Source organism: Roseibacillus persicicus, assembly GCF_014651675.1.
In the GTDB taxonomy this organism is placed as follows: Bacteria; Verrucomicrobiota; Verrucomicrobiia; order Verrucomicrobiales; family Akkermansiaceae; genus Roseibacillus; species Roseibacillus persicicus.
Genome location: NZ_BMXI01000088.1, coordinates 1 through 546, shown reverse-complemented (window position 1 = coordinate 546; position 546 = coordinate 1). Strand labels below are relative to the sequence as shown.

At 54.4% G+C, this 546-nt stretch carries 1 protein-coding gene; it reads right to left on the bottom strand.

What is annotated here, in order from left to right; all coding sequences use genetic code 11:
* Nucleotides 1-546: IS3 family transposase (locus IE099_RS20680; protein WP_189574776.1), on the bottom strand; the 546-nt coding region annotated here is incomplete at both ends.

Genomic DNA, 546 nt, shown 5'->3' with positions numbered 1-546 from the left:
GCGCCGATGGTTGTAGTAGTTCATCCAGTCATCGATGTGAGTCCGGAGTTCGCTCACTGTGTCGTAGCTCCAAAGCCGGATCTTTTCATACTTCAGGCTCCGCCATAAACGCTCAATGAAGACATTGTCCATCCAGCGGCCTTTGCCATCCATACTGATCTCGATCCCGTTTGCCTTGAGTGTAGAAACCCAGTTGCGTCCAGTGAACTGGGCACCCTGATCGGTGTTGAATATTTTCGGAATACGTCCGATCCGACGCATGGCTTCATTGAGCGCTCTCACGCAGAAGCTGCTATCCATCGTGTTGCTCAACTCCCAAGACAGGACCGCTCGGCTGTGCCAATCCATAATCGCCACGAGGTAGGCATGGCCTTTGGCCATCGGGATGTAAGTGATGTCTGCGCACCAGACTTCGTCGACGTCCCCAACCTCCCGCCCTCTCAAAAGGTAGGGGTAGATGGTGTGTTCCTTGTTCGGTTTACTCGTCGTGGGTTGCGGAACCATCGCCACGATCCCCATGATACGCATCATTCGGCGCATCCGGCT